We start from the raw sequence: 22,921 nt of genomic DNA on the forward strand, positions 1-22,921 counted from the left end.
CCCCGGCTGACGGCCCCGCCGACGGGGACAGCTGTCCCTTCCTCCCGGGACGGCAGGACCGCCACTGTCCAACGTGACGGGTGGGGCCCCTGCCCGGCGAGAGGAGCAGTGGTGAGAACAGCTGGAACACCGATCGGACGCCCGGGCTACCGGGGAAGACGACGCAGGCCCGTGGGCCGGGGTCGGTGGAGTGCCGCCGCGCTGAGCGCGGTGCTGGTGGTCACGATGCACCAGACGCCCGCCCGGGCCGCCGACCCGGTGCCCTTCGACGAGCAGACGGTGCACGGCGCGCTGTTCGGGGCGGTCGTGCAGCTGCGCGACCCCGGCCCGACCGGCCTGAAGGACGCCCTGCTCACCGCCGAGCTGCTGGACTGGCGTACCACCCATCAGGCCGCCGACGCCGGTCAGGTCGCCGGGCACGTGGCGGCGACCCGGGCGGCCGCCGACGTCACCGTGCCCGACGGCGGCGGTGACGAGCGGTCCCGGTTCGCCGTGGCGATGGCCGTCCTGGCCCGGCTCGCCCTGACCTCCGGCACCGGCGCGGTGACCAACGGCCCGGCGCTGCGCGGCTTCCTGACCAGCACCGTCGGCGCGGAGGGCGCCAACGTGGTGCCGGAGACGCTCGACCTGGTGCGTGGGGGCTACCAGGACGCGGCCTGGAACGCCCGCAGTCGGGACCTGGTCCGGGCGACCTGGTCGGAGCTGCACCGCCGGGCCGCCACCGACGACGCGCTCGCCGCCGGCTGGGACACCGCCTTCGCCGGCCGCACCGGCACGGGTGTCCGCACCAGCGTCGACACCCTGCTGGCCACGAAGATCCACGAGCCGCGGGCCGGGGGCAACACCGGAACGCTGGGGTACTACGTGCCGCTGGCCGCGATCCGCGACGAGCGCGACGACGCGACCGCCTACCGGGCGTTGACCCAGGACCGGGCGTACGCGGCACTGGCCGTGCTGGACGAGGGCGGCCGGACCCGCGTCGAGGAGGTGATCGCCCGATCCACCACCTACCCGGTCAACGAGAATCCGAAGCCGGATCAGGCGGTGATCGACGCGGAGAAGCGCAAGACCGCCGAGAACAAGCTCATCTTCGAGGGCCTCGGTTCCACGGTCAGCGTGCTGTCCACGTTGGTCGGCTTCGTCGATCCCGAGTTCGGCAAGCAGTTGGCGACCATCGGCAAGGCCGTGGTCACCTCGGTCACGGCCATCAACACCTACATGATGACGGTGCTGGGGCAGGGGTTGAGCGCCGCGGCGACCGCGATGGGCACGGCGGTGCTGACCGGCAACCTCCTCGGCGCGGCGGTCAGCCTGATCGGCCTGTTCACCGGTGGCGGTGACCCGAACGCCGCCATCAGGGCCGAGATCGGCAAGCTCCGCGACCAGATCAACCGGCTGGCCCAGGGCATGAACCGGCGGTTCGACCGCATCGAGTCGGCGCTCAAGGAGATGTACGCCAACCTGATCACCCAGCTCAACGAGCTGCTGAAGGCGATCGACGAGGTGCGGGCCAATCTCGGCAGGATCGCCACCCAGCTCCAGAGCATCGAGCGCAAGATCGACTCGATGGCGCTGGCGACCCACGTGTCCCTGGAGAACATCGCCCGGTCCGGCCTGAACTCGGTGATCACCACCTACGTGCACCACCGGGAGATCACCGGGCAGCCCATCCCGGACTACGTCAACACGTACTACCCGAAGGCCGAGTCGCCGACCTTCAAGTTCGCCACCGTCGACGCGGCCCAGGAGGGCACCTTCACCGTCCCGGCCGGCACCAGCCTCGCCGACCCGGTGGGCGCGCTCGACATCTACCTGCCCGAAGGCTCGATCAACTACCTGTCCCAGTGGGCCAGCGCGACGGTCGGCGGCACCTGGACCACCGGCACCGTCGCCAACCCCGCCGCGTGGAACACCGCCGCCCGCGTCTACAACATCCTGCAACTGGAGAACCCCACGTTCGCCGCCCAGATCATCCCCGGCCGCGCCGCGGCCGTCGCCGACGCCGGCATCACGATCAACGAGCGGGTCCGCGAGTTCAGCCGCCCGGCCGGCGACGGCACCACCAACGCCCTGTTCACCAGGCTGATGGCCGACTACCGCAACGCGGTCGTCGCCTGGAACCAGCAGGTGGAGGCGGTGCGCAAGGGGGTCATCTGGAACGGCGACGACCAGCCCGCGCCGGTACACGACATGTGGGGCAGCCCGGACCAGGAACTCCCGGCCGCGAACCGGATCATCGAGAACGAGTCCATCGGCGGCTGCACCACCACGGGCAACCGGCCCAGCCGCTCGATACCCGCCACCCTCCGCCGCGCCACCCTGCCCAACCCCTTCCACCTGACCAACCACGCGATGCCGCCGGGGCACAAGCCGACCTTCTCCTCCTGCTACGAGGCACAGTTCGTCAACGTCGAGGAGAACGAGGGGCCCCGGTTCCACACCTGGAGCGGTGACCTCCAGATCACCGTGCGATCGCGGGTGAAGTGGGCGACCGGCGACTGGCAGCAGGTGCAGACGGCCACCCGGGTCTTCCCGATCGGCACGTACTGCTCGTGGAGCACGACGTCGCCGACGCCCAGCGGCTACTGCTACGACGAGAACAAGTACCTCAACGAGCGCTGGGGCACGTACCGGTCGGCGTTCGAGTCGGCGGCCATCCCGGTGGACGCGGCGCAGGCGGCGAGCGCCCGGGCGAAGGCCGCCGCGATGCTCGCCGGCCGGCAGAAGTACTTCTACCGGGTGATGCGCGCCGGCACCGGGCCCAACCCGCCGAGCCCCGACACGTGGGCGGTGGCCCAGACGCTGTGGCAGCGGGGCAAGGCCGTCTCCAACGCGCTGCGGATGCTCCAGGCGTACTCGGAGCTGGGCTGGGCGGGCGCGTTGGAGCAGGACGACAGCCTCAACGCGCTGCTCTTCGGCGCCAACGGGCTGCCCGCCGACTACACGCGCCCGCGCAGCGACGCCGACCAGTCGCTCAATCGGCACCTCTACAACGCGTTCACCCAGGCGGTCGTCAACTACGCCGATTGCGAGCAGACGGTGGACTGGGACGCGTGCGCCAACGACAAGTCCGGCTTCGACCCGCAGGCCAACCAGGGCCAGTACGGCGTGGGCTGCGCGCAGGCGGACATCGCCGACAAGCCGCGCGAACCGGTGAGCGCCTGCCTGGCCGGTGGTGCCGCCGCCCGGCTCGCCCTGCTCGGGCAGCGCTACGACCACTGGTCGGCGCGGGTGCATTCGGGCACCCACACCGAGGGGCTGCCGAAGGTCAGGGCGGCGGTCGACATGACCCGGGCGACCAACGCGAGCGTGCACTGACCCCGGGTGCCACGACGCCCGCCGGCCCGGGACATCCGCCCCGGGCCGGCGGGACATCGCTCGGGTGACGATGAGCCGGACGTTCGCCGACGGTCATCGGCCCGCCCGGACGGTGCACTGTGGACGGCTGTCACCTACGCTGCGCCGGGCCGGAGGAACTCCAGCCGACGGCCCGGCCGTCACCCGAGGAGCACGCATGACCCTGCACACCGCCGGCGACCAGCGGATTCTGCTGATCGCCGTGAACGACACCTTCTGCCACGTCTACCAGAATCTCGCCGACCTGCTCACGGTCGACGACCACGGCGAGAAGCTCGGCGGAGCCGTTGAGTTCTTCGACGCCGCCGGCCGCCGGCTGCACCCCCGCTTCGCCGCCGACTGGCGGCTGGAGGACCTCCCGCCCGGCACCGACGCGGCCGACCCGGACGCCGTCCGCTCGCGGTTGCAGGCGGTCGTGAGCCACCTGGCGCGGTACGTCCGTGACCATCCGGACGTGCTCACCCGGTCCCGGCTCACCGTCGAGCAGGCCCTCGCCGGGTTGCCCGCCCTCGCCGGCCCGACCCTGTCGGACGACCTCGACGCCCTGCCGGACCACCTCGAACACGACAGCGGCAACTGGATGCACAACGCCATGCACGCGGCCGGCTGGGCGGACTGAGCCGCCCGGCACGGCGAGCAGCACGCCGAGAGCGGCCAGCCAGCCGGACCGGCCGCCACCACGACCGCCCGGAGGGCACACCTTGCCGTCGACCGCCGGCCCACCGACCGCCCCCCGCCGTGGCCTGGCCGCGCTGGGGCTGGCCATCGCCGTACTCGTCCTGATCGGACAGTGGCGCAACCACGACCCGGCAGCGGGCGGGCTGGCGGCGCTGACCGGCGCGATCGCGGTGTCGTTCACCGCCCTCGGCGGTCTGGTGCTCGCCGGGGTGCCCGGACACCTCGTCGGGCGGCTCATGGTGGCGGCCGGACTCACGGCCGGCGTGGCGGTCCTGGCGTTGAGCTGGCCGGACCTGGCACCGGTGGCCTGGCTGAGCCAGTGGCTGTGGTGGCCGCCGTACGGCCTGATCTTCCTGGCCCTGCTGGTCTTCCCGGACGGCCGGCTGCCCGGGCGGCGCTGGCATCCGGTCGCCGCCGGCCTCGTCGGCACCACCGGGGTCGCGGCCGTCGCCCTGGCGGTCGCCGCCACCAGCGACCCCACGGGACTGCTCCTGTCCGCCGCACCGGCGGCCACCCGCCAGGCGCAGCTGCTGGTCCGGATCGCCCTGGTCACGATCGCCGTCGAACTGCTGCTGGTGCTCGGGGTGCTCGGCTCGTTGGCGGGCCGCTGGCGGCGGGCCACCGGCGAGGCCCGCCAGCAACTCGCCTGCCTGTTGGCGGCCGGAGCCCTCTTCCTGCTCGGCTTCGGGCTGGACTGGCTGAACCTCTCCGGGGCCTGGGTGCTGATGGTGGTCGCCGTCCCCGGCGCGATGACCCTGGCCGTGCTCCGGTACCGGCTGTACGGGCTGGAGCAGGTGATCAACCGCACCCTGGTCTGGCTGGTGATGAGCCTGCTGGTGATCGTCGCCTTCGTGGCCACCGTGGCGGTGCTGCGCGACCTCGTGCTGCGGGGCGACACCTCGAACGCCTCGCTCGTGGCGACCGGACTGATCGCGGTGACCTTCGAGCCGCTGCGGCACCGGGTGCAACGCGGGGTGAACCGGTTGCTCTACGGCGACCGCGACGAGCCGTACGCGGTGCTGGCCCGGCTGGGCGATCTGCTGGAGCGGACGGTGGAGCCGCAGGCGGTGCTGCCGCTGCTCACCGGCACCATCGCCCGCTCGCTCCAGGTGCCGTACGTGGCGGTGGAGCTCGGCGGAGACGACCCCGGCCGACCGGCACAGCTGCACGCCGAGCACGGTCGGACGACCACGTCGGTCGAGCGGTTCGACATGGTGACCCACGGGGAACGGGTGGGACGGCTGGTGGTGGCCCACCGGGCGCCCGGTGCCCGGTTCACCCCGGTCGAGCGCCGGCTGCTCAGCGACGTCGCGTTGCACGCCTCGGTGGCGGCGGCGTCCGCCCGGCTGATCCGGGACCTGCGGGAGTCCCGGGAGCGGCTGGTCATGGCGCGTGAGGAGGAACGGCGACGCCTGCGCCGCGACCTGCACGACGGCCTGGGCCCGGCCTTCGCCGGCATGTCCATGCAGGTACGCGCCGCCCGCAAGCTCGCCGGCACCGACCAGGAACGGTTGACCCAGATCCTCGACGGGCTCGCCGACGACCTGCGCACCTGCACCGGCGAGGTGCGCCAGCTGGTCGACGAGCTGCGCCCGGCCGCCCTGGACCGGGGACTGGAGTCGGCGCTGCGGGCCGAGTGCCAACGCTTCGACGGGTCGAGCCTGACCGTGCGGTTGCGGATCGAGGACGCCCTGCCCCGGCTGCCGGCCGCCGTCGAGGTGGCGGCCTACCGGATCGTGGGGGAGGCGCTGGCCAACGTGGCCCGGCACGCCCGGGCCCACTCCTGCGAGGTGGCGGTGCGGCGGGGCCGGGCGCTGGTGATCGAGGTGTCCGACGACGGCGTCGGCATCGCCGGCCCCCGGCCGGGTGGGGTGGGGCTGGACTCGATGCGGGAACGCGCCGCCGAGCTGGGGGGCGAGTGCGAGGTGATCGGCCGGGAGCCGCGGGGAACCCTGATCCGGGTACGGCTGCCGTGCCGACCCGTACCCGATGTCCCGCCGGAGCCCGACGTGCTCACGGTGCCCGCGTCGTCCGCTGTGGACGACGGGGGCCCGCCGGCCCCGGACGGCGGTGCGGGCGGTCGGGCCGGCTGAGAGGATGACGGCCAACCAACGGGACGACAGGGCGGGGAACGGGGCGACGGGGATGGCCGAGCCGATTCGGGTGCTGATCGTCGACGACCATCCGGTCGTCCGGCGCGGTCTGCGGACGATGCTCGAAGGGGAGAGCTGGGTCGACGGCATCGTCGAGGCGGCCACCTGCGCCGAGGCGGTCAGCAGTGTCGTGACCGAACGCGTGGGGGTCGTCGCGATGGACGTGGCGCTGCCCGACGGCGACGGGGTGGAGGCGACCCGGCGCATCCTGCTGTCCCGGCCGGAGATCCGGGTGCTCATGCTGACCATGGCCGACGACGAGGACGTGGTCAACCGGTCGCTGCGGGCCGGCGCCCGGGGTTACGTGCTGAAGGACACCGATCCGGACGTGATCATCGACGCGCTGCGCACGGTGGCCGGCGGTGGTCTCGTCCTCGGCCCCCGGGTCGGCCCGCAGGTGCTCACCACCCTGCAACGCCAGCCGATCGAGCTGCCGCCGCCCTTCGACCAGTTGACCTCCCGCGAGCGGGACATCCTGCGGCACCTGGCGACCGGCGAGACCAACGCCCGCATCGCCCGGCACTTCGGGCTCAGCGAGAAGACCGTACGCAATCAGCTCTCGGCGGTCTTCGCCAAGCTCGGGGTGACCGACCGGGTGCAGGCCGCGCTCCTCGCCCGCGATGCCGGCCTCACCGGCTGAGCGGTCCCGTCGTCGGCGCAACCACCCGGTCCAGCGCGGCCGCCACCTCGTCGGGGTCGCCGTCGCCGGGCACCACGACGAACCCGCCGAACTCCGGCAGCGCCCGGTAGGCGGCGTCCAGGGCGCGCAGGTGCGCCAGCTCCTCCGTGTCGATGCCGCGGGCCAGCACCCGCCGCTGGGCCACCTCCGGCGCGACGGCCAGGAAACAGACCAGGGTCGGCGCCGGGAAGATCCGGTACACCGCCCGCACGGCCTGCGCCCCGGGTGCAAGAAGGGGACCCTTCTCTACCGTATGCGTTAACAAGGGGCCCTTCCTTGCGCCTAGGGTGGGCCGGTGGCCGTCCAGAAGATCACCGACCCCGACGACGACCGGATCGCCGACTACCGCGCGCTGACCGACGTGGAGCTGCGCACCCGGTGGGAGCCGCCGCACGGCCTGTTCATCGCCGAGGGGGAGCTGGTGCTGCGCCGGGCGCTGCGGGCCGGCTACCCGGCGCGATCGTTCCTGGTGGACGCCAAGCGGGTCGACCAGCTCGCCGACCTCGACACCGGCGATGCCCCCGTGTACGCGGCGACCCCGGACGTGCTGGAGAAGGCCACCGGCTTCCACGTGCACCGGGGGGTGCTCGCCTCGTTCCGGCGCAGGCCGCTGCCGGACGCCGCCGGGGTGCTCGCCGGCGCGCGGCGGGCGGTGATCCTGGAGGACGTGAACAACCACACCAATCTCGGCGCGATTTTCCGGGGGGCCGCCGCGCTCGGCATCGACGCGGTGCTGCTGTCGCCCACCTGCGCCGACCCGCTCTACCGGCGCAGCGTGCGGGTCAGCATGGGCGAGGTCTTCGCGGTGCCGTACGCCAGGTTCGGGCGCTGGCCGGAGGGCCTGGACCAGGTGCGGGAGGCGGGCTTCACGGTGCTCGCCATGACGCCGGCCCCGGACGCCGTGCCGATCCAGCGGTTGACTCCGGCGCAGCGCGAGCGGGCGGCGCTGCTGCTGGGGGCCGAGGGCCCCGGCCTCACGGCGGCGGCCCAGGCCGCCAGCGACGTGCGGGTGGTCGTCCCGATGCGGCGCGGGGTGGACTCGCTGAACGTGGCCGCCGCTGCGGCGGTGGCGTTCTGGGAGCTGGGCCGCGACGATCCGCCGTTCGGCGGCGGGTAGCCGCCGGCCGTGGGCCCGGCCGCGTGACGTCCGTCCCGTCGGGCGCTTCCGCTTGCATGACCATGCGGCGTGATGAATAATCTTCCCCGTGTCCAAGGTTCTCACCTCCCTGCCCATCGGTGAACGTGTCGGCATCGCCTTCTCCGGCGGCCTCGACACCTCGGTTGCGGTCGCGTGGATGCGCGACAAGGGCGCCGTTCCCTGCGCCTACACCGCCGACATCGGCCAGTACGACGAGCCCGACATCGACTCGGTGCCCGGTCGCGCGCTCAGCTACGGCGCCGAGGTCGCCCGGCTGGTCGACTGCCGCGCCGCCCTGGTCGAGGAGGGCCTGGCCGCGTTGACCTGCGGGGCCTTCCACATCCGCTCGGGCGGGCGGGCCTACTTCAACACCACGCCGCTGGGCCGGGCCGTGACCGGGACCCTGCTGGTGCGGGCGATGATCTCCGACGACGTCCAGATCTGGGGCGACGGCTCGACGTTCAAGGGCAACGACATCGAGCGGTTCTACCGGTACGGCCTGCTGGCCAACCCGCAGCTGCGCATCTACAAGCCGTGGCTCGACACCGACTTCGTCACCGAGCTGGGTGGGCGCAAGGAGATGTCGGAGTGGCTGCTGGAGCGCGGCCTGCCCTACCGGGACAGCACCGAGAAGGCATACTCCACCGACGCCAACATCTGGGGCGCCACGCACGAGGCGAAGACCCTCGAACACCTCGACACGGGCATCGAGACGGTCAACCCGATCATGGGGGTCCGGTTCTGGGACCCGGCCGTGGAGATCCCCACCGAGGACGTCACGATCGGCTTCGACCAGGGCCGCCCGGTGACGATCAACGGCAAGGAGTTCGGCAGCCCCGTCGACCTGGTGCTGGAGGCCAACGCCATCGGCGGCCGGCACGGCCTGGGCATGTCGGACCAGATCGAGAACCGGATCATCGAGGCCAAGAGCCGGGGCATCTACGAGGCGCCCGGCATGGCGCTGCTGCACGCCGCGTACGAGCGGCTGGTCAACGCCATCCACAACGAGGACACCCTGGCCAACTACCACCACGAGGGTCGCCGCCTCGGCCGGCTCATGTACGAGGGGCGCTGGCTGGACCCGCAGGCGCTGATGCTGCGCGAGTCGTTGCAGCGCTGGGTCGGCACGGCGGTCACCGGCGAGGTGACGTTGCGGCTGCGCCGGGGCGAGGACTACTCGATCCTCGACACCACCGGCCCGGCGTTCAGCTACCACCCCGACAAGCTGTCGATGGAGCGCACCGAGGACTCGGCGTTCGGCCCCTCGGACCGGATCGGCCAGCTCACCATGCGCAACCTGGACATCGCCGACTCGCGGGCGAAACTGGAGCAGTACGCCTCCCTCGGCCTGGTCGGCGGCGCCGTCCCCCAGCGGATGGTCGGCGCGGCGCAGGCGGCCTCGACCGGGCTGATCGGCGCGATGCCGCAGGGCGGCGCGGAGGCCATCGCCTCCCGGGGTGTCTCCTCCGCCGACGACGCGGCACTCGACCGCGCAGCCATGGAGCTCGGCGTCGACTGAGCGGCACCCGGGTCCGGCGGACCTGGTCAAAATCGGCGGCCTGTTCAGGTTCGGCGTCACGGACGGTAGCGTGTCGCCCGTGTTCCCTACCGTCCGTGAGGTTCTCGCGCTCGACCCGGTCCGCCACGGCGCGCCCCGCCTGGTGGCCGGGGAGGCCGGGCTGGACCGGCCGGTGCGCTGGGTGCACGTGGCGGAGGTGCCCGACATCGCCTCCCTGCTGCGCGGCGGCGAACTGGTGCTCACCACCGGCATCGGGCTGCCCGGCGACGACGCCGGCCTGCGCGCGTTCATCGGCGAGTTGGCCGACGTCGGGGTCTCCGGCCTCGTCGTCGAGCTGGGCCGCCGGTATGTCAGCGGCGTGCCCCGGGTGATGGCCGCCGCCGCGGCCCGGCGCGGGCTGCCCCTGGTCGAGCTGCGCCGGGCCACCCCGTTCGTGCGGGTCACCGAGGCCGTGCACGCGCTGATCGTCGACGCCCAGCTCACCGAGCTGCGGGCGACCGAGGAGATCCACCAGCGGTTCACCGAGCTGTCGGTCGAGGGCGCCGGGCCGGCCGAGGTGGTCCGGCAGGCCGCCGAGCTGTCCGGCTGCCCGGTGGTGCTGGAGAACCTGTCGCGGCAGGTGCTCGCGTACGACCCGGCGGGGCAGAGCGCCGAGCTGCTGCTGGACGGCTGGGAGCAGCACTCCCGGCGGATCAGCCCGCCGGGGCGGACCGCGTACGACGCGGACCGGGGCTGGCTGGTGACCACCGTCGGGGCCCGGGGGCAGGACTGGGGGCGGCTGTTGCTGCGCTGGCCGGGCAGCGGGGAGCTGACCACCGGCGCGCCGGTCGGAGACGGGGCGCCGGAGCCGGGCCCCGCCGACGTCGCCCCGCCGACCCGGCTGACGATCCTCGTCGAGCGGGCGGCCTCCACGCTCGCGCTGGGCCGGCTGATCCGGCGCGACGCCGAGGGGCTGGAGCGGCAGATCCACCGTACGCTGCTCACCGCCCTGCTGGACCACTCCCGTCCGGTGGACGAGGTGGCCCTGCGCGCGCGGGCGCTGGGGGTGGTGCTGGACCGCCGGCACCTGGTCGGCGTGGTGGTGCGCTGGCGCGGCGACGAGCCGGCCGCCGACGGTGCCCCGCCGGATGAACCCGGCCCGGTGGACCCGGAGGCGGGGCCGGCCCGGCTGCGGGACCTGTCCGAGGCGGTCGGGCAGGCCCTGCGGGAGGCGAAGCTGACCGGGCTGAGCAGCGCCGTCGACGACCAGGCCGTAGGCGTGCTGCTGGCCCTGCCCGACCCGGCGGCGGAGGAACGGGCGCTGACCGGGTTCGCCGCCGCGCTGCGCCGCAACCGGGTCGACGCCGCCGGGCCGAGGGCCGCCGAGCCCGTTGCGGCGCGGGCCGCCGACCCCGTGGCGGCGCGGGCGACGGAGCCCGCCCCGGCGCGGGGGACCGGGGCGGGCGGGGTGATCGTCGCCGCCGGCTCCGGGGTGGGCAGCCTGCGGGAGGCGCGCCGCTCGCTGGTGGAGGCGCGGCAGGTCGCCGACGCGGCCCGCCGGGACCGCCGGGACCTGCCGATCTTCCGGCTGCCGCATGTCGGGCTGGCCGGCCTGCTGCACCTGCTGCGCGACGAGCCGCGCCTACAGACGTTCGTCGAGCGCGAGCTGGGGGCCCTGCTCGCGTACGACGCCCGGCACCCCCGCGAGCAGCTGCTGGGCACCCTGCGGGCGTATCTGGAGCAGGGGCGGAACAAGTCGGCGGCGGCCGCCGCGGCACACCTGTCCCGGCCGGCGTTCTACGAGCGGCTGGCCCGCCTCGCCCGGGTCCTCGACGCCGACCTCGACTCGGTGGAGGCGTGCCTGTCCCTGCACGTGGCCCTGCTGGCCCTGGACGCCGTCCGCGCCCCCTGACCAGCTCACCCCTGATCAGCCCGGCGAGAGGGCCTTCGCGTAGGCGGGCGGGACAAAGTGGGGGCCGCCGGGGGTGAAGACGTCCGAGGTGGCCGCCGCCGACCAGGCCGTCTCGGGGACCGCGTCGACCAGGGCGCGGACGACGGGGGCGTCACGCCACTGGTCCTGCTCGGCGAGGAGGCTGAGCGCCACCACCGACTCCTCGACCTCGCCGACGCACTCGAACGGCTTGTGCCCGTCCACGCCGAGCAGCTCCCGGTAGCCGGGGAGCTGGGTGGCGTCGGCCAGCAGGTCCCCGCCGAAGATGCGTACGACCCGTTCGCGCGGCATGAACGGCGCCATGGCCAGGAACACGAACCGGCACTTCGGGCAGTCGCGGCACCAGCGCTCGCTGGCGTCGCGCAGCTTGAACGCGGCGTTGCAGCTGGTCACCACGTCGTCGTACCGGTCGATCTCGGCGAAGAGCCGGGCGATGTGCAGTTCGGACAGCGAGCGCAGCAGCGAGAAGTACGGCTCGGTGAGCCCGGCGTGCTCGGCCAGCGCCGCCCGCAGCAGCCCCTCGGCCTCCACCCCCTTGGACCACTGGTGGTTGATCTCGTGGCCGTTCCAGACCAGGTTCGGGTCGGACGCGGACCGCTCGTTGGACATCACCACCGGGCCGAGCCCGTTGAGCACGGCCGTGGCGACCGCGATCAGTGAGTTGATCGCGGTGACCGGGATGTGCCCGTTGCGGGCTCCGGCGGCGTTGAGGTCGAACAGCACCGGGTCGATGCGCCGCCGTGCCGCGAGGGCGGTCAGCCCGGACGCCTCGTTGACCGCGACGATGACGTGGTTCGGATTGACCGAGAACGGCACCGGGTCGAGGCCGGCGCGGCGCAGCGCCTCCAGGCTGACGATGGAGTCCTTGCCGCCGCCGACGGCGGACAGGGGCCGCAGGTCGGAGTTGTCGTACGCGCGGGCGGGCGACACCGACCCCGCCGGGACCTCCGGGGCCAGCTCCAGCACGTGCGGGAGCCGGTTGCGGTAGGCGTACTCGGCGAGGCCCTTGGTGTAGACGGCCGTGACCAGCGCGGCGGCGGCCCCGCCCAGCGGCGCCGGCAGCACCAGTCGGCGGGGCGCGGCGGCCTTGTAGTAGCTGACGCCGGCGACCACGTGCAGCAGCTCCAGGACCCGGCCGAGGGTGGCCACCGTGGCGTCGGACGGCGGCTGCGCCGGCAGGGGGAGGGTGATCGCCTCGGTGAACCGCTGCTCGCCGCCCGCGCCGGTCAAGGCGTAGTCGAACAACGCCTCGCCGGTGGCGAGGTCGATCGAGTAGGACGGGAAGGTGAAGGCGTCCATCCGCCGGAGCTGCTCGTTGGGCACACGCCATACTAGGCCCTGGTTCGTCCGGCCGTGCCCGGCTGCGCCGGGCCGGCCCGCCGACGTGCCCGACCGTGGAGGAGATCACCTGTGCGCCTGTCTGACCTGCGCGGACGTACCGTCGCCGTCTGGGGCACCGGCCGGGAGGGCCGGGCGGCGGTGATCGCGATCGCCGCGCACGGCCCGGCGGACCTGGTCGCGGTCGACGACAGTGGCAACTTCCTGGCCCTGCCCTGGGAGGGGCCGCTGGCCGAGGCGGCCCCGCTGGTCACCGGCGAGGAGGGTTTCGCCCGGCTGGCCGCCGCCGAGGTGGTGGTCCGCTCCCCGGGGGTGCCGAACACCCACCCGTGGCTGGTCGAGCTGCGCCGCCGGGGGGTCACCGTCACCCAGGGCAGCGCGCTGTGGATGGCCGACCATGCCCGGCGCACCGTCGGGGTGACCGGCAGCAAGGGCAAGTCCACCACGTCGAGCCTGATCAGCCACCTGCTCACGGCGGTCGACCGGCCGAACGTCTTCGGCGGCAACATCGGGGTGCCGCTGCTCGACCTGCCCGACGCCGACCTGTACGTGCTGGAGCTGTCCAGCTACCAGTGCACCGACCTGACCGACTCGCCGCGCGTCGCGGTGGTCACCGCGCTCTTCCCCGAGCACCTCGACGCGCACGGCGGCGAGCGGGAATACTATCGGGACAAGCTCAACCTGCTGGCCCACGGGCCGCAGACGATCGTGGTCAACGGGGCGGACCCGCGGCTCGCCGCCGAGCTGGGCGACCGGCCGGCCGTGCGCGCCGGCTCCCCGGACACCACGCACGTGGCCCCGGGCCCGGACGGCACGCCCTGGTTCCACCTCGGCGACCGGCCGCTGTTCCCGCGCGCGGTGCTGCCCCTGGTGGGCCGGCACAACGAAGGCAACCTCTGCGTCGCCCTCGCCGTGCTCGACGCGCTCGGCGTCGACGTGGCGGCCCGCGCCGACACCCTCGCGGTGGCGGTCGCCGGGTTCCAGGGCCTGGCCCACCGGCTCACCGAGATCGCCGACCCGTCCGGGCTCACCTTCGTCGACGACACCCTGGCCACGAGCCCGTACGCGGCGATGCACGCCATCGACGCGTACGAGGGGCGGCCGTTGACGGTGATCGTCGGCGGCACCGACCGGGGGCTGGACTACGCCCCGCTGCGCGAGCATCTGGCCGAGCGGGAGATCACCGTGCTCGGCATCCCGGACAGCGGGGAGCGGATCGTGGCCGCCCTGGCCGGGCTGCCGAAGGTGCGGGCCGAGGTGGTGGACGACCTGGTGGCCGCCGTGGGCCGGGCCCGGGAGCTGACCCCGGCCGGCGGGGTGGTGCTGCTGTCGCCGGCCGCGCCCAGCTATGGCCGGTTCCGCAACTTCGAGCACCGCTCCGAGGTCTTCGCCGAGGCGGTCCGCGACACCGCCGCCCACCCCGCCCGTTAGCCGGGGCGGGCGGCGATGGGCGGCGATGGGCGGCCTACGTCGGGTCGGCCTCCGCCGGTGCCGCCTGCGGGGCCGGCGACCCGGGGCGGGCCGCCTTGACCGGGGCCCAGGCCAGCGCCAGGCAGCCGCCGACCAGCGCGAGCAGCATCCCGACGAAGAACCCGCCCAGGTTGGACGTCAGCCAGGAGGCCAGGGCGAGGACCAGGCCGACCAGTGCGTAGAACGGCCGCTGCGCCGGCTGGGTCAGCAGCAGCACGCCGCACAGCAGCAGGATGACCGGCACCAGGTAGCCGGCCAGCCCCTGCGGCCCGATGTGCAGGATCACCGGCAGCGGGGCGCGCAGCGTCACCAGGATCTCGACCCCGCCCAGGGCGATCAGCAGACCGCCCCAGAAGGGGCGGCTGCGCCGCCAGGCCCGGAACCGGGCCCGCGTCGGGCGGCCCGTGGCGGGGCCGCCGGGTGCCACGGTCTGCCCGTCGGTCACCTCAGCACCCTTCGGGGCTGAAGCTCATCCGCAGGTTCGGCAGCGTGAAGACCGCGGCTGTCGTGGCGTAGTTGTGCTGCCGCAGCCCGGTGATGGTCACCTTGTCGGCCTGCTGCCCGAAGACCCCGGGGTTGCCGCGTACGCCGGGCACCTTGTCGAGGGTGCTGGCGTCCTGGCCGATGTCGATGGCGTCGAACGAGGCGTTGCCGGAGATCTCGTCGGAGTCGACCACGAGGGTGCGGGCACTCACCGGCTTGCCGGCGTTGCCGGCGGTGAGCTTCATGAACATGCCGCCGAGGTCGATGCTCTGGCAGAGGTTGGTCAGCTCGGCCTTGTCGATCGCCGAGACCAGCACGACGATCTGGCCGCCGGTGTCGCCCTGGTTGGGGCTGTCCGGGATCATCTGGTCGAGGGTGGCGAACTGCTCGAACCCGGTGCCACTGAGCTTGTCGGCGGTGACCACGAACGGCATTCCGGAGATCGCGAACTGGGCACCGAGCACGCCCTGGGCGGTCAGCATGACCATGCCGGCGGCACCCGCGCCGACGACCGCCATGCTGGCCGCGAAGCGGCGCCAGCGCACGCCGCCCTGCGGCGGCGGGACCGGCTCGGTGGGTACGGTGTCGTCCGACATGACGGCTCCCCTTCGTGTCGATTAGTCAGCGGCAACGGCACGGTCGCCGCGGGGCGGGGCGGGGTGGTGTGGTGAATGGGGGAAAGCTGCGCGACGGGGGCGCTGTGCCGGGGAAGTTACCGTCGGGTAAAGGTCGGGTCAAGTTTTTCGACCAGTGAACGTGGTCGATCTGCGAAAAATGGCCAATAGTGAGAAACCGCAGCGGTTTCTGACCGGGGCGGGGTCGGGTGTGGTCGGTCAGCCCGGCGGTGTCGCGCAGGGCGCGGTCACGCCGGGCGCGGCGTCCGGCTCGCTCGCCCGGGCGGCCCGGCCGGCGGCCTCGGGGCCGAGGAACGGCGCGGTCATGGCGTACGTCAGGACGGGCAGCAGGCGGGGCAGTTCGGCGGTGCGGCCCACGGCCACCCGCTGCCGGAGGGTGGTGTGTATCCCGCCGACCACGGTGGTGACCAGCAGATCGTCGTCCGCCTCGGGCAGCGGCGAGCGGGGGCGGGTCGGCTGGAAGAATCGGTGGAACCGCGACAGCAGCGCGTCCCGCTCGGCGCGGGCGTCCACGCCCGCCGCGTCGATCTCCACCAACGCCATCCGCGCGAACTCGGGCACGCTGGCCAGCACGTCCAGCAGCGTGCGCAGGGCGGCCCGGGCGCCGTCGGTCCAGTCCGGGCCGGCGTCGGCGTAGGCGTCGTCCATCATCCGCAGCAGCACGGCGGTGCCATGCCGGTAGGTGACCAGGAAGGCGTCCTCCTTGCCGGCGAAGAGGGCGTAGAAGGCGGGCCGGGTCACTCCGGCCGCCCGGCAGATGTCGGTGACCCGGGCGTTGTCGTAGCCCTTCGCCGCCACCTCGTGGACGAGCCCGTCGAAGAGTCGGTCGCGCTGGGTGGCCGCGATCGTCTCGGCCGGCAGGCGGCGCGGACCGCGCTTGATGGCGCGCTCCGGGTCGCGCCCGGGTCGGGCCCCGGGCAGCGGCGTGGCTCCGGACGCCGGGTGGGGTGCCAGCGACATTGCTATCGACCTTCCTGAATCATCGATTGACTTTGCGACCCTCTGAGGTTTATAACTTCACCACGTTTGGTACTCCGATTGTCACTGACGGCCGTCAGTGCGACACCGGGACCACCGCCCGGGCCGTCGCCGACCGTCAACCCGCACCGCCCGCACCGGTCGTCACCGTCCCGCCGTCCGGGCGGGCCCCACCCACCGTCGCCGGCCAGCCCGGCGACCCCGCCGGTCGCGTCCCGCACCACGCGGCCACCGCACCGCGGCCGTCCGGTCGCGCCCGGTCCACACCGGGCGCGGCGCCACGCCGGTCCGGCCGTCACCATCGCACCATCACCCGGAAGGATCCACCATGTCCCGACACGGACGCGCCGCCGTCGGCCTCGCCGCCGCGCTGCTGATCTCCCTCGTCGCGGCGGCCCCGGCCGCCGCCTCCGCCGCCGAGGAGCCGGAAGCCGCCTCCGGCGTGCTCACCTACGGCAGCCTGAGCGGCCCCGACGTCGCCGTGGGCGACGTGCTTCAGGCCAACCTCGCCACCGGCACCACCGCCAACTTCTACTCGTCGGCCACCGGCACGAGCGGCGTGAAGTGCGCCGCCTCCAGCTTCGCCGCCACCGTGCTGACCAACCCGGCGGCCCCGGGAACCGCCACCGAGCAGCTCAGCGCGCAGAGCTTCGGCAGCTGCACCGTCAACGTGTTCGGCGCCCTCGGGGTGAACAGCGTGTCGGTGGACAACCTGCCCTACACCACCGCGGTCACCAGCGCCGGCAGCCTCACCCTCAGTGGCACCGCCGCCGCGCCCATCCAGAGCACCGTCGTCCTGCGGACCCTGCTGGGCACCGTCACCTGCGTCTACCGGGCGACCGGCAACGTCGTCGCCGGGACCACGTCCAACGCCAGCCCGTCGATCAGCTTCGTCAACCAGCCCTTCGCCAAGTTCTCCGGGCCCGGCACCTGCTTCAACTCGGCGTACTTCACCGCCACGTACGCCCCGGTGCGGGACGCCAGCCAGGCTGGCAGCCCGATCGTCTACGTGAACTGAGCCACCCGTACCCGTCCGGCCGGCCGGCGTCCGATCTCCCCGTCGGCGTCGCGCCGGCACCGCCCCGCAGCTCGACCGGCTGCGGGGCGCGGGCGGGGTCAGCCCGGTGGCAGCGCCGAATGCAGGGCGCGCATCGACCGGATCGCCGAGCGGATCTCCTGGAGATAGCGCCCCGGCGTGAGGGCCGGCTCGGGCAGCCGCGCCAGGTCCGGCAGGGCCGGGTCGACGCCGACGGTCTCGATCCCGCACCCGTACGGCACGGCGAGCGTGCGCAGCGCGTCGCAGTGCTGGAACGGCACGTAGATCGGCGCGGTGACCATCAGCACCGGGTCGCCCGGCGAGAGCCGGACGTGTCCGGCCCAGAACCGTTGCGTGTCGGCGGTGTGCGCGCGCCGCCGCCCGGGTTCGCCGGACGGGGCGGCGAGCACCCGCACCGGGGGCAGCCCCGCCGGCCGCCAGGTGCGCGAGGACCAGGAGCGGTGCGGGTGGCCGGCGTCCACGCCGTCCTCCTCGGCCGACCCGGCCACGCCGAACGTGAGCCGGACCGCCGCGTCGAGGGCGTCCACCTCGGTGTCGCCGGCCGTGACGCCCGCGTCGGCCAGCACCCGCCGCTCCGCGCCGGACAGCGGGCGGAAGCTGCCCAGCACGGCCACCTCGCCGGCCACCGCCGTGCCCGAGCCCACCAGATGCGCGGCGTACGCGACCCGGCGCAGGCAGGCGTGCGCGAGCCCGCCGAGGACGACCAGGTACGCGTACGCCGGGCGGGCCGGCGGGACCGACCGGACCAGGCCCAGCGCGGACGCCGCCGCGAGCACCAGCCCCGCCGTGCGGGGATCGAACGCGGGCTCGGCGGCCTCGGGGCGTTCCCGGCCGCCCCGGAAGTCCCAGTGCCGGGCGGAGAAGTCGTCCAGCCAGGCCAGCGCCGCCGCCAGATCGCCGGAGAGCGGGTCGCCCGGGGGCCCGTCGCCGCCGAACCGCGCGACGAGGTCCCGCAGCGGCGGCGAGGCCACCCAGGCGCGCACGCCGTCGACGATCCGTGCCGGGGTGACGCCCGCCTCGCCGTCCGGCAGCGCCACGTCCCGCATGATCCGCACGCCCGGATCGTACCGTGCGGATCGCGTCGCCTCCGGAGCCAACAGCCACGGGAAACGCGCGTCGGTCGCGCCGAACGCCCCGGAAACCGCCGCCGATCGGTTGACGTGCTGTCAGCCGAAGGCCGCCGGTCCGCTACACAGTGGCAGTTGTCCCCGCTGCCGGTGAGTGGGAGCGTGCGGTGACCGCCGACGCGCTGGAGGGTGCGACACATGACCGACGACCTGCTGGCCCGGCACCGGGCCGTGCTGCCGTCCTGGATGCCGCTCTACTACGCCGAGCCGATCGAGCTGGTCTCCGGCTCCGGCCGCCGGGTCACCGACGTGCGGGGCCGCACCTACCTGGACTTCTTCGGCGGCGTGCTGACCAACATGCTCGGCTACGACATCCCGGAGATCCGCGAGGCCGTACAGCGGCAGTTGGCCACCGGCCTCGTGCACACCTCGACGCTCTACCTGATCCGCCAGCAGGTCGAGCTGGCCGAGAAGATCGCCCGTTGCTCCGGCATCCCCGACGCCCGGGTCTTCTTCACCAACTCCGGCACCGAGGCCAACGAGGCCGCCCTGCTGGCCGCCACCAACCACCGCCGCTCGCACCAGATCCTCGCCGTGCGCAACAGCTACCACGGGCGCACGTACGCGGCGATGGGCGTCACCGGCAACCGGAGCTGGTCGGCCAGCGCCCTCAACCCGCTCCAGGTGGCCTGGCTGCACTCCGGTGAGCGGCTGCGCGGCCTGCTGTCCCGCCTCGACCCCGCCGACCGGATCGACGCGGCGGTCGAGGACCTGCGCGAGGTCCTCGCCACCCAGACCGCCGGCGACGTCGCCTGCCTGATCGCCGAGCCGATCCAGGGCGTCGGCGGCTTCGTGCACGGCCCCGACGGCCTCCTCGCCGCGTGGAAGAAGGTGCTCGACGAGCACGGCATCCTGCTGATCTCCGACGAGGTGCAGACCGGCTGGGGGCGCACCGGCGAGCACTTCTGGGGCTACCAGGCGCACGGCGTCACCCCGGACCTGCTCACCTTCGCCAAGGGCATCGGCAACGGCTTCGCCCTGGCCGGGGTGGTCGGCCGGGCCGAGATCATGGAGTCGGTGCCGGCGATCAGCTTCTCCACCTTCGGCGGCAACCCGGTCGCCACGGCCGCCGGCAACGCCGTCCTGGACTACCTGCTCGACCACGACCTCCAGGCCAACGCGGCCCGCGTCGGCGCGATCCTCGCCGACGGGCTGCGCTCCGCCGTGGGCGGCCTCGACTGCGTCGCCGAGGTACGCGGCAGGGGGCTGATGCTCGGCGTCGAGTTCGTCCACCAGGGCACCGTCGAGCCCGACCCGGCCCTGACCACCCGGGTGTTCGAGGCCTGCCGGGCCGGCGGCCTGCTCGTCGGCAAGGGCGGCCTCTACGGCAACGTGCTGCGGATGGGCCCGCCGCTGACCCTCACCGAGGACGAGGCCCGCGAGGGGCTGGCCATCCTGGTCGACGCGATCCGCTCCTGCGCCGGCGGCGAGGTGGCGGCGTGATGTCCGGGGCGGGCGGCGGGCAGCCGATCGGGCACTTCGTCGACGGCAAGCGGGTCGACGGCACGTCCAGCCGGCGCGGGGACGTGTTCGACCCGGCCACCGGCCGGCGTACCGGGCAGGTGGCCCTGGCCTCCGCCGCGGACGTGGCGGACGCGGTCGAGGCCGCCGGTCGCGCCGCGCGGACCTGGCGCGACGCCTCCCTGGCCAAGCGGACGGCCGTGCTGTTCGCCTTCCGCGAGCTGGTCCACGCCCGCCGCGACCGGCTCGCCGAGGTGATCACCGCCGAGCACGGCAAGGTGCTCGCCGACGCCGCCGGCGAGGTGCAGCGCGGCCTGGAGGTCATCGAGTACGCCTGCGGCATCCCCTCGGCCCTGCGCGGCGGGTTCAGCGAGAACGTCTCCACGGAGGTCGACTCGTACAGTCTGCGCCAGCCGGTCGGGGTGGTCGCGGTGATCTCCCCGTTCAACTTCCCGGTGATGGTGCCGCTGTGGTTCGTCCCGGTCGCGGTGGCCTGCGGCAACGCGGTGGTGCTCAAGCCCAGCGAGAAGGACCCGAGCGCGGCGCTGCTGCTGGCCGAGTGGTTCGCCGAGGCCGGCCTGCCCGACGGGGTGCTCAACGTGGTCAACGGCGACGCCGAGGCCGTCGACGCGCTGCTCGACCACCCGGGGGTGAAGGCGGTGTCGTTCGTCGGCTCCACCCCGGTCGCCCGGCACGTGCACCAGCGTGGCACCGCCGCCGGCAAGCGGGTGCAGGCGCTCGGCGGGGCGAAGAACCACATGGTGGTGCTCCCCGACGCCGACCTGGACCTGGCCGCCGACGCGGCGGTCAACGCCGGCTTCGGCTCGGCGGGGGAGCGGTGCATGGCGATCTCCGCGCTGGTCGCGGTGGAGCCGGTCGCCGACGCCCTGGTCGCCCGGATCGCCGAGCGGATGGCCCGGCTGCGCACCGGCGACGGCCGGCGCGGCTGCGACATGGGTCCCCTGGTGACGGCCGCGCACGCCGCGCGGGTGCGCGCGTACGTCGAGGCCGGGGTGGCCGCCGGGGCGGTCCCCGTGGTCGACGGGCGCGACGTCGCCCCGGACGGGGACCCGGACGGCTTCTGGCTCGGCCCGACCCTGTTCGACCGGGTCACCCCGGACATGTCGATCTACACCGACGAGATCTTCGGGCCGGTGCTCGGCGTGCTGCGGGTCGGCTCGTACGACGAGGCGGTGGAGCTGGTCAACGCCAACCCGTACGGCAACGGCACGGCGATCTTCACCAACGACGGCGGGGCGGCCCGGCGCTACCAGCACGAGGTGGAGGTCGGCATGGTCGGCATCAACGTGCCGATCCCGGTGCCGATGGCGTACTACTCGTTCGGCGGCTGGAAGGCGTCCCTCTTCGGCGACCTGCACGCCCACGGCGCCGACGGGATGGCGTTCTTCACCCGGGGCAAGGTGGTCACCAGCCGGTGGCTGGACCCGCGCCACGGCGGGGTCAACCTCGGCTTCCCCACCCAGACCTGAGCGTCCGCAGCAGCCCCGCCCCGGCCAGGTACGCCACCAGCGCCGGGGCGGGCAGCCCCAGCGGCTCGGGCGCGGACTTCGGGGTGCCGGTGTTGACCAGCAGCCCCGCGACCACGGCGGCGTACCCGGCGACCACCAGCACGGTCCGGGCCGGGCGACGACCGCCGCCGGTGGTCCCGCGGCGGCGCGCCTCCTCCCCGGCGCGCCGCCGCCGGCCGGCCCGCGCCTCGACCGGCCCGAAGACGGCGACGAGCCCGGCCAGCACCACGGTGAGCAGCAGCAGCCAGGGCACCCGCCAGGCCAGCCACCCGGCGGTCCCCACCGCCGGGGTGGGCAGCAGGCCGAGCGCGTCCAGCAGGCCGACCAGCAGCAGGGCGGCCGTGAGGTGCCAGAGGAAGACGGTCAGCACCACCGAGTTCACCGCGACGACCGCCTGCCACGGGCCGGGCCGGCGCAGCCACCGCTCGGCGGGGGCGCGCAGCAGCAGCACCAGCCCGAGCTGGGCGGTGGCCAGGGCGAGTAGCGCCAGGCTCGGCGGGCTGGCGTTGTCCAGCCGCTCGCCGGGCACGTGCAGCATCGCCATCGGGTACGGTCCGACGGCGGTGAGCAGCAGCAGCGCGCCGAGGCCGCCGGCCAGCAGCGCGACCGCCGCCGGGCGGGACGTCGGCAGCGGATGGCGGGGTGTGTCGCCGCTTCGCCCGCTCCCTGGGTTCGGTCGGGCGGCGGCGTGGGCGTCGTACCAGGCGAAACCGACCTGGTGCACGGCGAGCCAGCCGGCCAGGTAGCTGCCGTACGCGAGGGTCGCGGGCCCGACCAGCCGTCCCAGGTCGCCGAGGGCGACCAAGCCGACCAGCGCCACCGGCACGGCGAGCCCGACGCGGCGGTGCAGGGCGTGCATCGGCGGGGTGAGGGCGACGACGGCCAGGTAGGGCACGAGGAACCACAGCGGGATGGTGGCGAACCAGACCACCGTGCGGATCCGGGCCTCCCCGGCGCCCCACAGGTACGCCCCGCCCGCGCCGGCCGCCAGCACCAGCAGCAGGACGGTGGTCGGCGGCACCAGCCGGGCGCTGCGGTCGAGCAGCCAGCCGGTGGCGTCGCCGCCCCGGGCCCGGTTCGCGGTCAGCGACGCGGCGTTGGCGAACCCGCCGACGAGGAAGAACACCGGCAGCACCTGCCCCACCCAGGTCAGCGGGTACGCCCACGGCAGGTCACCGAGCGCCGAGTGGCCGGTGGGCCGGCCGGCATCGTCGCGGCCGATGACGGTGACGCCCCAGTGCCCGACGACGACCATGCCGATGGCGATCGCCCGCAGCAGGTCGACGTAGCGTTCCCGCCGGGCCGGCGTGCGCTCGGCGAGCTGCCGCAGGCGGCGCATGGGTCCAGGCTAGGCCAGATCGGGGCGGCCGGTGGCGGCATCGGTCAGCA

Annotated in this window: 18 protein-coding genes; 11 read left to right on the forward strand and 7 right to left on the reverse strand. The window is 74.3% G+C overall.

Annotated elements, in window-relative coordinates:
* Window positions 1-171: 171 nt before the first annotated feature.
* The 4 genes from ACFT41_RS00500 (at window position 172) to ACFT41_RS00515 (ending at window position 6,828) form a co-directional block, all read left to right on the forward strand.
* On the forward strand, window positions 172-3,318 hold the full coding sequence (locus ACFT41_RS00500; RefSeq protein ID WP_377582015.1) for a hypothetical protein: 3,147 nt from the start codon (window positions 172-174) through the stop codon (window positions 3,316-3,318).
* Between the two features lie 196 nt (window positions 3,319-3,514).
* Window positions 3,515-3,976, forward strand: a complete 462-nt coding sequence (locus ACFT41_RS00505; protein ID WP_377582017.1) for a hypothetical protein — start codon at window positions 3,515-3,517, stop codon at window positions 3,974-3,976.
* 82 nt (window positions 3,977-4,058) lie between these two features.
* The gene (locus ACFT41_RS00510; protein WP_377582019.1) at window positions 4,059-6,128 is read left to right on the forward strand and encodes a GAF domain-containing sensor histidine kinase; all 2,070 of its coding nucleotides are present in this window, start codon (window positions 4,059-4,061) and stop codon (window positions 6,126-6,128) included.
* Between the two features lie 52 nt (window positions 6,129-6,180).
* Window positions 6,181-6,828: a response regulator gene (locus ACFT41_RS00515; protein ID WP_377582021.1), complete on the forward strand. Its 648-nt coding sequence runs from the start codon at window positions 6,181-6,183 to the stop codon at window positions 6,826-6,828.
* Here the strand turns inward: ACFT41_RS00515 and ACFT41_RS00520 are convergent.
* On the reverse strand, window positions 6,818-7,078 hold the full coding sequence (locus ACFT41_RS00520) for a hypothetical protein (protein ID WP_377582023.1): 261 nt from the start codon (window positions 7,076-7,078) through the stop codon (window positions 6,818-6,820). The two genes, ACFT41_RS00515 and ACFT41_RS00520, sit on opposite strands and share 11 nt — an antisense overlap.
* 84 nt (window positions 7,079-7,162) lie before the next feature.
* Between ACFT41_RS00520 and ACFT41_RS00525 the strand changes: the two genes are divergently transcribed.
* From ACFT41_RS00525 to ACFT41_RS00535, 3 genes are all read left to right on the forward strand, one after another.
* Window positions 7,163-7,984 carry a TrmH family RNA methyltransferase gene (locus ACFT41_RS00525; RefSeq protein WP_377582026.1) on the forward strand — a complete coding sequence of 274 codons (822 nt, stop codon included), beginning with the start codon at window positions 7,163-7,165 and terminating at the stop codon, window positions 7,982-7,984.
* 88 nt (window positions 7,985-8,072) lie between these two features.
* Window positions 8,073-9,524: an argininosuccinate synthase gene (gene argG / locus ACFT41_RS00530; RefSeq protein WP_377582028.1), complete on the forward strand. Its 1,452-nt coding sequence runs from the start codon at window positions 8,073-8,075 to the stop codon at window positions 9,522-9,524.
* A gap of 22 nt (window positions 9,525-9,546) precedes the next feature.
* Window positions 9,547-11,415, forward strand: a complete 1,869-nt coding sequence (locus tag ACFT41_RS00535; RefSeq protein ID WP_377582063.1) for a PucR family transcriptional regulator — start codon at window positions 9,547-9,549, stop codon at window positions 11,413-11,415.
* A gap of 15 nt (window positions 11,416-11,430) precedes the next feature.
* Here the strand turns inward: ACFT41_RS00535 and ACFT41_RS00540 are convergent, their stop codons facing one another.
* Window positions 11,431-12,777 carry a hypothetical protein gene (locus tag ACFT41_RS00540; RefSeq protein ID WP_377582030.1) on the reverse strand — a complete coding sequence of 449 codons (1,347 nt, stop codon included), beginning with the start codon at window positions 12,775-12,777 and terminating at the stop codon, window positions 11,431-11,433.
* 87 nt (window positions 12,778-12,864) lie between these two features.
* On the opposite strand from ACFT41_RS00540, the gene murD reads away from it, so the two are divergent.
* A complete protein-coding gene (murD, locus tag ACFT41_RS00545; protein ID WP_377582032.1) occupies window positions 12,865-14,223 on the forward strand; it encodes a UDP-N-acetylmuramoyl-L-alanine--D-glutamate ligase in 1,359 nt (452 codons plus the stop codon).
* Between the two features lie 34 nt (window positions 14,224-14,257).
* On the opposite strand, the gene ACFT41_RS00550 is transcribed toward murD, so the two are convergent.
* From ACFT41_RS00550 to ACFT41_RS00560, 3 genes are all read right to left on the reverse strand, one after another.
* A complete protein-coding gene (locus tag ACFT41_RS00550) occupies window positions 14,258-14,707 on the reverse strand; it encodes a DUF6114 domain-containing protein (protein WP_377582034.1) in 450 nt (149 codons plus the stop codon).
* Window position 14,708: 1 nt separating this feature from the next.
* Window positions 14,709-15,341 (reverse strand): DUF6230 family protein, encoded by a 633-nt coding sequence (locus ACFT41_RS00555; RefSeq protein WP_377582037.1) that lies wholly within the window; start codon window positions 15,339-15,341, stop codon window positions 14,709-14,711.
* 237 nt (window positions 15,342-15,578) lie between these two features.
* Window positions 15,579-16,340: a TetR/AcrR family transcriptional regulator gene (locus tag ACFT41_RS00560; protein WP_377582039.1), complete on the reverse strand. Its 762-nt coding sequence runs from the start codon at window positions 16,338-16,340 to the stop codon at window positions 15,579-15,581.
* Between the two features lie 346 nt (window positions 16,341-16,686).
* Between ACFT41_RS00560 and ACFT41_RS00565 the strand changes: the two genes are divergently transcribed.
* The gene (locus ACFT41_RS00565) at window positions 16,687-17,376 is read left to right on the forward strand and encodes a Tat pathway signal sequence domain protein (protein ID WP_377582041.1); all 690 of its coding nucleotides are present in this window, start codon (window positions 16,687-16,689) and stop codon (window positions 17,374-17,376) included.
* Window positions 17,377-17,474: 98 nt separating this feature from the next.
* On the opposite strand, the gene ACFT41_RS00570 is transcribed toward ACFT41_RS00565, so the two are convergent.
* Window positions 17,475-18,461, reverse strand: coding sequence for a hypothetical protein (locus ACFT41_RS00570; protein ID WP_377582064.1), 987 nt, complete (start codon window positions 18,459-18,461; stop codon window positions 17,475-17,477).
* A 219-nt stretch (window positions 18,462-18,680) separates the two neighbouring features.
* On the opposite strand from ACFT41_RS00570, the gene ACFT41_RS00575 reads away from it, so the two are divergent.
* Both ACFT41_RS00575 and ACFT41_RS00580 read left to right on the forward strand, forming a co-directional pair.
* Window positions 18,681-19,985 (forward strand): aspartate aminotransferase family protein, encoded by a 1,305-nt coding sequence (locus ACFT41_RS00575; protein ID WP_377582043.1) that lies wholly within the window; start codon window positions 18,681-18,683, stop codon window positions 19,983-19,985.
* The gene (locus ACFT41_RS00580; protein ID WP_377582065.1) at window positions 19,985-21,493 is read left to right on the forward strand and encodes a CoA-acylating methylmalonate-semialdehyde dehydrogenase; all 1,509 of its coding nucleotides are present in this window, start codon (window positions 19,985-19,987) and stop codon (window positions 21,491-21,493) included. Before ACFT41_RS00575 ends, ACFT41_RS00580 begins: the two co-directional genes overlap by 1 nt.
* On the opposite strand, the gene ACFT41_RS00585 is transcribed toward ACFT41_RS00580, so the two are convergent.
* Window positions 21,465-22,871 carry an acyltransferase gene (locus tag ACFT41_RS00585; protein ID WP_377613703.1) on the reverse strand — a complete coding sequence of 469 codons (1,407 nt, stop codon included), beginning with the start codon at window positions 22,869-22,871 and terminating at the stop codon, window positions 21,465-21,467. The genes ACFT41_RS00580 and ACFT41_RS00585 overlap by 29 nt on opposite strands.
* Between the last annotated feature and the right edge of the window lie 50 nt (window positions 22,872-22,921).

This window comes from Micromonospora sp. NPDC057141 (genome assembly GCF_042670805.1).
GTDB lineage: Bacteria > Actinomycetota > Actinomycetes > Mycobacteriales > Micromonosporaceae > Micromonospora.

Coding starts and splice junctions, on each gene's coding strand:
- ACFT41_RS00505 (WP_377582017.1), top strand. CDS start 3,515: ATGACCCTGCACACCGCCGGCGACCAGCGGATTCTGCTGATCGCCGTG.
- ACFT41_RS00515 (WP_377582021.1), top strand. CDS start 6,181: ATGGCCGAGCCGATTCGGGTGCTGATCGTCGACGACCATCCGGTCGTC.
- ACFT41_RS00555 (WP_377582037.1), bottom strand. CDS start 15,341: ATGTCGGACGACACCGTACCCACCGAGCCGGTCCCGCCGCCGCAGGGC.
- ACFT41_RS00560 (WP_377582039.1), bottom strand. CDS start 16,340: ATGTCGCTGGCACCCCACCCGGCGTCCGGAGCCACGCCGCTGCCCGGG.
- ACFT41_RS00565 (WP_377582041.1), top strand. CDS start 16,687: ATGTCCCGACACGGACGCGCCGCCGTCGGCCTCGCCGCCGCGCTGCTG.
- ACFT41_RS00570 (WP_377582064.1), bottom strand. CDS start 18,461: ATGCGGGACGTGGCGCTGCCGGACGGCGAGGCGGGCGTCACCCCGGCA.
- ACFT41_RS00575 (WP_377582043.1), top strand. CDS start 18,681: ATGACCGACGACCTGCTGGCCCGGCACCGGGCCGTGCTGCCGTCCTGG.
- ACFT41_RS00580 (WP_377582065.1), top strand. CDS start 19,985: ATGTCCGGGGCGGGCGGCGGGCAGCCGATCGGGCACTTCGTCGACGGC.
- ACFT41_RS00585 (WP_377613703.1), bottom strand. CDS start 22,871: ATGCGCCGCCTGCGGCAGCTCGCCGAGCGCACGCCGGCCCGGCGGGAA.